Source organism: Chitinimonas violaceus (genome assembly GCF_052601015.1).
The window spans coordinates 1-7985 of sequence record NZ_JBQXDJ010000109.1 but is presented as its reverse complement, the minus strand read 5'-3'; the positions used below and the strand labels follow the sequence as shown (position 1 = coordinate 7985).

General features: G+C 53.3%; 8 protein-coding genes. 6 read left to right on the top strand and 2 right to left on the bottom strand.

What is annotated here, in order from left to right; genetic code table 11:
* Positions 1–125: 125 nt before the first annotated feature.
* A complete protein-coding gene (locus ACUHMQ_RS19615) occupies positions 126–1016 on the bottom strand; it encodes a DUF1501 domain-containing protein (protein ID WP_445297148.1) in 891 nt (296 codons plus the stop codon).
* Between the two features lie 10 nt (positions 1017–1026).
* Entirely contained in the window at positions 1027–2439 is a 1413-nt protein-coding gene (locus tag ACUHMQ_RS19610) for a DUF1800 domain-containing protein (RefSeq protein WP_445297147.1), read from the bottom strand.
* A 210-nt stretch (positions 2440–2649) separates the two neighbouring features.
* Between ACUHMQ_RS19610 and ACUHMQ_RS19605 the strand changes: the two genes are divergently transcribed.
* The 6 genes from ACUHMQ_RS19605 (at position 2650) to ACUHMQ_RS19580 (ending at position 7895) form a co-directional block, all read left to right on the top strand.
* Positions 2650–2901 (top strand): YfhL family 4Fe-4S dicluster ferredoxin, encoded by a 252-nt coding sequence (locus tag ACUHMQ_RS19605; RefSeq protein WP_445297146.1) that lies wholly within the window; start codon positions 2650–2652, stop codon positions 2899–2901.
* A 156-nt stretch (positions 2902–3057) separates the two neighbouring features.
* Positions 3058–3840, top strand: coding sequence for a hypothetical protein (locus tag ACUHMQ_RS19600; protein WP_445297145.1), 783 nt, complete (start codon positions 3058–3060; stop codon positions 3838–3840).
* Between the two features lie 26 nt (positions 3841–3866).
* Positions 3867–4628 carry a hypothetical protein gene (locus ACUHMQ_RS19595; protein ID WP_445297144.1) on the top strand — a complete coding sequence of 254 codons (762 nt, stop codon included), beginning with the start codon at positions 3867–3869 and terminating at the stop codon, positions 4626–4628.
* Between the two features lie 131 nt (positions 4629–4759).
* A complete protein-coding gene (gene ettA, locus ACUHMQ_RS19590; protein ID WP_445297143.1) occupies positions 4760–6424 on the top strand; it encodes an energy-dependent translational throttle protein EttA in 1665 nt (554 codons plus the stop codon).
* Between the two features lie 132 nt (positions 6425–6556).
* Positions 6557–7363 (top strand): DUF2846 domain-containing protein, encoded by an 807-nt coding sequence (locus tag ACUHMQ_RS19585; RefSeq protein ID WP_445297149.1) that lies wholly within the window; start codon positions 6557–6559, stop codon positions 7361–7363.
* A gap of 136 nt (positions 7364–7499) precedes the next feature.
* Positions 7500–7895, top strand: coding sequence for a hypothetical protein (locus ACUHMQ_RS19580; protein WP_445297142.1), 396 nt, complete (start codon positions 7500–7502; stop codon positions 7893–7895).
* Positions 7896–7985: the final 90 nt, after the last annotated feature.

Sequence of the window (7985 nt, the reverse complement as noted above, 5' to 3'; positions counted from 1 at the left end):
GGTTCAATCCGTTTCCACTTCTTGTCGCTTAAATCGGTCGGGTACTGCTGCTCTCTCCTGCGACTACTTTTTTAGCCATGTCAAAATCGAACACATGGGGCTGTTCGTGACTTTTAAAACACGCTCTAACTCATCGCCAAGGTATCATTCCAGCGCCCAAGCTCGGTCAGCGCTGCCTGCAAAGCAATCAGCCCCTCTGCCAGTTCACCAAGCAATCTGTCCTGCTGGTTGCGCTGATTCACATGGGTATCAAAACTGCCCAGCGTCAACCGGAACACACCGATGTTACGATTTGCCGCCAGCGCTTCCATCGCTGTCTTTACCGTTCTGCCAAAACCGTGGTCCGGAAAAACCGTGTTCAAGCTGGCGCTACCAGCCAAACCACGCGCAGCGATGCGTATGTCCTCCTCCACTTTCAGCAGATGCGTCAGAGCGGCGTTTTGCACACCTGCGCTTTTATCGCCAGCCAGTTTGGCTTGTCGTACAAAAGCATCCTGGTTCTGCAAGATCAACGCCCTTACTCCGCCATCCAACGGGCCGAGGTCCTGACTGCCTACGGCGATACCATCCGTAACGAACCCTGCCGGCAGTGGCTTGGCGGCAAATTGACGGCTCAGCCAGCCTGTTTGCAATACCGTGTCGCTATTAGATGCGGTATCCCAGATCTCGATGGAGCGAAAATGCGACAGATTCGGCTTCGGATAGCCCACCCCTTGTACTATGGCCAGCCGCCTGGACTGCCAAAGCGGCATCAAAACCTGCATGGCTGGATTCAGACCGCTGCGCTCGTCCAGCTGTAACACCTGGTCCCGTGCAATGGCGATCTTTGGCCGCAAGTTGTAATACGTTGCGTCAGCATAAGGAACAACCGTATTGAGGCCATCATTACCGCCTTTGAGCTCAATCAGTACCAGCAATCGCGGGTTACCAGGGTCTGCCGCAGCGAAAGCGACTGTGGTGGTAAGGTGGTGCAGCGCAGCCAACCCTGCCAGCTGAAGGAAATTACGTCGATCCATCACAGCCTCCTCACTTCAGTTGGTACAAAGGGTTCATCACCAACTGGCCGATCATTTCCAACGGCGCCCCTTCCGGCTGATTCTCCGGTACCAATGGCAGGAGCAGCATACTGGCACGACCGATACCGCCGACATCGCCAAACCATCTATCCAAATAGAAGCCATAGCCCGCACGGTTACCAACACGCAACGCGGCCTTTTCCAGCTTACCGGCCTGCACCATCGCTGGCATTTCGATATCCGACACACGAAATACTCTCGCCAGTAATTGCTTGCGGGCCAACAGTGTCTGGCTGTTGATCCAATCCGTATAACCAGGCCACCCCTTCACATTAGGTGGATTGAAAAGGTCCTGACCAAGGTTGCGATTCACCATCAGCAATGGCTTTAGATCCGGCGGGGTAATGCCAAATTGCCGAAAGGTTCCTACTGTGAGCTCCACGGGGGACTTCACCAGTACACCACGGTGCTGTACCGCATAGAAAGCGTCTGAGCTCAACATTGCCTGTAACAGCGGCTTGATTTCATAACGCTGGTCGCGAAACTGCTTTGCCCAGCGTTTGACCTCTGCCACGTCCGGCTGGGGCGAAATGAATTCCTTCCACAATTTGGTTGTAATGAATTCCGCCGTCTCTGGCCGATTCAATAGCAGGTCGAGGAAAGCATCAGGGTCGTAGTTGCCACGCTGACCAAAAATCGTCTTCTCGCCCGCATCATGCAAAGTTGGACGAAAACGGTACGCCCCCTTAGGACGCTGCAAGCTCATACCCGTCAACGCGCGCGCAGCCTCGCGAATATCCTGTTCACCGTAATGCCCTTCCCCCAGCGTGAACAGCTCCATCACTTCCCGGGCGAAATTCTCGTTGGGCTCGCCACGTCGATTCTGCACACCATCAAGATAAACCAGCATCGCCGGGTCTTTTGCGATGGCATGCAACATGCGCCCAAAGTTACCCAGCGCCTCCTGCCGCAAAAGAACGTTCTGCCGGTACATTAACTGCGGAACTCTGACCTTCTGCAGCTCAGACACAAAATGATTGTGCCAAAACAAGGTCATGCGTTCGGTCAGCGGGGAAGGCGTAGTCAATAACTCGCTAAACCACCAGGCACGCAAGGCTATGCCACGCTCGCGCAGCTGGTTACGAAAGGCCGCTTTATCTTCCTCGCCCTGCATCTGGCCACGACGCTCGGGCAGCGGCTCGCTCACCCAATCAGGCGGGGTAGAACCGGCTCTGGTACGGACATCCGCCAATAGTCGCGCCGCTGCAGCCTGTCGATCCAACTTCGCATACTGCATCACTTCCTCTGCTGTTGGCCCGAACCCGGTACGAGCCAATAGATGCCGGGCATCAACCTCACCCAACGGCGCAGCGATGGCAGACAACAAACTACCGGCCAGAAGCAAAGGGAATAGTCGGCCCATGATCACACCACCAGTAAGCAGATAACTGAAGACTAGCTACACCAGATACCGGGTTACCAGCGTAAGATTTAACTTTGATGGGGAATTTACATTTACAAACAAGGACTAACGTTTTATTTCCACTCCCACAATCGGGCGTGACAGTAACAGAAGCAGCATCATAAGGCGGTGTTACAATCCGCCCCCGTTAGCAATAAGGCGAGAATAATCATGTCCCTGATGATTACCGATGAATGTATCAACTGCGACGTATGCGAGCCGGAATGCCCGAACCATGCTATTTCGCAGGGGGCGGAAATCTATGAGATCGACCCGGACCTGTGCACCGAGTGCGTAGGCCATTTCGATGAGCCACAATGCCAGCAGGTTTGTCCGGTTGACTGTATTCCGCTCGACCCGGATCGCAAAGAAACACGGGAAGAGCTGATGGAGAAGTATCAAATCATTATCGCGAAAGCCTGAACACCCTCGCCCTGGATCACCAGGCTTTCTTCTTTCACTGTTCTTCACCCATTGCATTGCCTACCGTATAGCCCGCTCAATGCGGGCTTTTGTATTGGCGCTTCAACTGGCCCATCACTTGCTTTCCTCTAAACCAGTATTGATGGGAGGAAAGCCATGTTAAGAATAGTCAACACCCTTACAAGTCATATCCAATCAGTAGTACCGGCCCCGCGCTCTACCGCAGATGTTCCCAATTTTGCGAGCTTGTTTAATCAGGCCACGGTCGCTGCCGCCATACAGGCGAAATCTGATAGAACGAGCGACCCTGCGATGCTGGCAGCAAATCTGGCTCAATCATTAGGTTTGGCGTTGCATAGGCAAGGTATTGCCGTACCACCAGCACTGCGCATGGAATTCAACGCCAAGGGTTTGATACTGCGCGATGACCCACGCAACACTGCATTTCAGACCGTACTGAACGGCCACCCTGAACTGCGTTCTCAAATTGATGAGTTAGTCGCCGTTGCCCGTACAGACCGCGCAACTGCGTTCGCTTCCGCTAGCCAGGACTTCCTGCAGCACGCCAAAGACCCACGCCGCGCCAGTGCGGTATTGGAAAATTACACCCAACGCCACCCCACGCCATCACTTGCTGCAGCCTTCGACGGAACAGCCATGAGTGTTCAAGAAAAAGGGGCTGATGGTTGGCGGTCAGTCAAAACCGAAAGAGAGTTTTCGTGGGAATTGACTATTGCTTATCAGCAATATGCAGCCAACGACGAAACGCTGTTTGAAAGCCTGATGCAGGCTGTGTCGAGCAAAACCGGCGCTACACAACCCAACCAGCAGCCCAGAACCGGCGTTGAAGGAGAGGAGCCTGCAGCAGGAAAAACAAACAGCCAGGATACCGCTCAGCCAACGACAGAAACCTGGAGTAGCACGATCGTGCCAACCTAACCCAATAGGATAACGGAACCCATGTAATGCGCTTGCCACCCTTACCGCCTTTGGCTGATCCACAATCCGGCACGCCACAGCCGGCCGAGCCGCATACCGACCCACCTTTGACAAATGGCTTCGAGACATGGTTTGTCCATGCACTGACAGATCAGACGCAGCTTGATCCCACACTTGCTCATGGCCCTGCAGATTTTGGCTTATGGGGTGTTACACCCGATGCGGACGGCCGACTTGATCTGGATGAAATAGCGGCCAATCTTCGCGCCACCCTACCGGCATTCGCCACCAATCTCGGCAATGTTTGCCGGGTTGCCGGCATCAGCGTTCCACCACTGTTGCGATTGGAGAGTGGCAGCGATTCCCAAACCAACACCCTCGATGTACGTACCGCAGTCATCCAGCAACTGTTTAGCGAGTGGCCCGGCCTAGCCCGGCAATTTCGGCGGCTGACCGCAGGTTTCGGCTTTACCCGCTGTGGCGATGCATTGCGTGCCTACCAACGCGCCATTGGCCGGCTTGGCCCCAATCGCTTGGCCAATACATTGGTACAACAGGACGATAACCACGCATCTCCGCATCTATCGTTGCTGTTCGACGGGTTGCAGGTGTGGCCCGAAGAAGCTTACGGTGATCGTTGGCGCCCCCTGGCCGGGCTCGACCAGCTTAGCCAAGAGCTCTTGGAAAGCGCTGTTCTCCAACCGGTGAGAGCCTGGGCAAAACCTGTTCCTATTGAGCAGGCGTTTGACTTGGCCAATGTACGACTACGTACCGCCAAAGTACGCTGACTTTCAATCAGCCGTCGTTTCTCCCACCACATTCTCTACGTAGTGCCATTGGCATCTGTATTACGAATCGCGATTCGCTGCGCTTTTGCTAAACTTGCGCCACTTCTGCAGTCATACCTATCGGAAATCCAATGGCCCAATACGTAATGTCCATGCTCCGCGTGAGCAAGGTCGTGCCGCCCAAACGGCAAATCATCAAAGACATCTCGCTAAGTTTCTTCCCAGGCGCAAAGATCGGCCTCCTCGGCCTGAACGGTTCGGGTAAGTCCACCGTCCTGAAGATCATGGCGGGTGTCGACAAGGAGTTCGAAGGTGAAGTCCAGCATTTGGCCGGGATCAAGATCGGCTATCTGGCTCAGGAACCGCAGCTGAACCCGGACAATACCGTACGGACGGAAGTTGAATCGGGCATGGTCGAACTGTTCGAAGCCAAGCAAAAGCTGGAAGAGGTTTACGCTGCCTATGCAGAACCGGATGCAGACTTCGACAAGCTGGCTGAAGAACAAGCCCGTTGCGAAGCGATTATCGCCACCGCCGGACAAGACCTCGAAACGCAGATGGAGATCGCCGCAGATGCGCTGCGCCTGCCACCATGGGATGCCAATATCGGCGTGTTGTCGGGTGGTGAGAAACGCCGTGTAGCCTTGTGCAAGCTTTTGATGAGCAAGCCGGACATGCTGCTGCTCGACGAACCGACCAACCACCTTGATGCAGAATCTGTGGATTGGCTGGAACAGTTCCTCGTGCGCTTCCCCGGTACAGTAGTGGCCGTTACCCACGACCGTTACTTCCTCGACAACGCCGCCGAGTGGATTCTGGAACTGGACCGTGGTCACGGCATTCCCTGGAAAGGTAACTACTCAAGCTGGCTGGAACAGAAGGAAGCCCGCCTCAAGCAGGAAGAAACCAGTGAATCTGCCCGTCAGAAGGCGCTGAACAAGGAACTGGAGTGGGTACGGCAGAATCCCAAAGCGCGCCAGGCCAAGTCCAAGGCACGCATCGCCCGGTTTGAAGAGCTGAATTCGCAGGAATACCAGAAGCGTAACGAAACACAGGAAATCTTCATCCCGATTGCCGACCGGCTGGGTAATGAAGTGATTGAATTCGAGAACGTCAGCAAAGCCTTTGGCGACCGGTTGCTGATCGACGACTTGAGCTTCAAGGTGCCGCCTGGCGCTATTGTCGGCATCATCGGCCCGAACGGCGCAGGTAAATCAACGCTGTTCCGCATGCTAGCCGGCCAAGAGCAACCCGATACCGGCACTGTGAAGATTGGTAACACGGTGAAGATGGCCTATGTGGACCAGAGCCGTGGCGCACTAGGTGCCAATAAGACGGTGTTCGATGAGATCGCCGAAGGACGGGACATCCTGCAGGTTGGCAGGTATGAGACCCCAAGCCGTGCCTATATTGGCCGCTTCAACTTCAAAGGCGCAGACCAGCAGAAGATAGTCGGCAACCTGTCAGGCGGTGAGCGCGGCCGTCTGCACCTCGCCAAAACGTTGATTGCCGGCGGCAATGTTCTGCTGCTGGACGAACCTTCAAACGACCTCGACGTGGAAACCCTGCGTGCGTTGGAAGACGCCCTACTGGAATTTGCCGGCAGCGTGATGGTGATCTCGCACGACCGCTGGTTCCTCGACCGGATTGCCACTCACATCCTCGCCTGCGAAGGTGATTCGAAGTGGACCTTCTTTGACGGCAACTACCAGGAATACGAAGCCGACAAGAAGAAACGTCTAGGCGAAGAAGGCGCGAAGCCAAAGCGGATTCGCTACAAGCCGATCAGCCGGTAACCTAATACGAGGGTTTTAACTCCTCGTTTACACACATCATTTCTTTTATACTCATTTCGCAATTCCTTTACTTCCAAGGAGTTGCGAAATTTATTCGTCCATGTTAATTAGGAAAATCTAATTTTGAAGAACGTGCTGTCTATTTTCACCATGCTCCTGCTTATATTTCTGACAGGCTGTGCCGCTACCGGACCCAAGCTGGGCCAAATTGAAGAAAAAATCCCCGAACTCCATATAAGCAAAGGCAGGATCTTCTTTTATCGAGAAGATACACTTCTTGGAGGAGGAGTAAGGCCCAATATAAAGGTCAATGATCAAATTGTAGGAGAATCCATTCCAGGAGGATTTTTCTTCATCGACCGAGACCCTGGTAAATATAGAGTTAGTACCTCAACAGAAGTCGAAAAAACACTTCTATTTAAACTTGAGTCCGGTCAAAAGCGTTATGTAAAGACCACCCTCTCAATGGGGGCGTTGATCGCGAGAGTTTCCCCGTCACTTGTTATGCCAGAACAAGCAGAATTAGATTTGCTGAGTATGAATTACACTGGCAATCACGACATTCTGGTCTCTCATCCCAAGGGGCTAAACAATGCGCCCATTGTGTCCAGACCAACTATAGCCAAGGAAACTACACGGACACTAACGCCAGCCTCTGCACCACTTGATGCTTCCACAGCAATGGCTCGATCAGCAACGAAAACGTATGAAGCGATTCAACCCAAAGCCCAGGAAAAAATCTCTTCAGGTACTCCCCCTAAGTTGGGAAAATGGTCCTACGATGCAGAAAAACTTGCCTCATCACAAGGTTGTAATAGCAACCACTCTGGCGCCTGGGTCGTAGGCAAAGAGGAATTTGGCGATATCTATCAAGTAAACTGTGCAGATGGGAATGCTGTTCTAGTTACATGTAACCGATTTGAGTGCAGCTTAAAGTAGTAAAGTCCCCCTTCTTCCCATTACTGTTTCTAGCTCCACTCGCTATATAAAAATGCCAAACCCCGCATCAGCGGGGTTTTCTCTTTCGTCGATCTCTTATCTATATTCACAATCAGTTGCCTGCGATAAGAGCGATATGCCCCATTCACAACTACCCGGCTTACTCAAAAGGCTGGCGTCATTAACGGCCGTGCGGGATACAGAGCTGCTGGAACTTAGCCTGCTTCGTACATTGCTGCCTATGCTCGGGGTATCGAACTGTCGTTTGTACCGTGTCAACGAGCAGCACGAGCTGCTACGCGCCATTCAGCTTGGTCGTGAGGTCGGCGCGGATACTGAAGGCCGTGCTCAGGTATCAGAAAGCATCGAGAAAAGCTGCGATATCACGACGATCCCAGGATCTTTGCTGACGATGATGGAAACCATCCGCGAAACCCTGCAACCCGCATTCCAACCGATTGGAAACGGTATCACCCACGCATACCCGCTGTTCAAGGTAATCCCCCCGGAAAATAGGGGTGTGCAGAAGTAGAATTTTCTCGGATAGAGGGAGTTCTACAAAATGAAGAAATCGAGATTTTCGGACAGCCAAATCATCACCGTGCTTAAGGAGGCAGAGGCT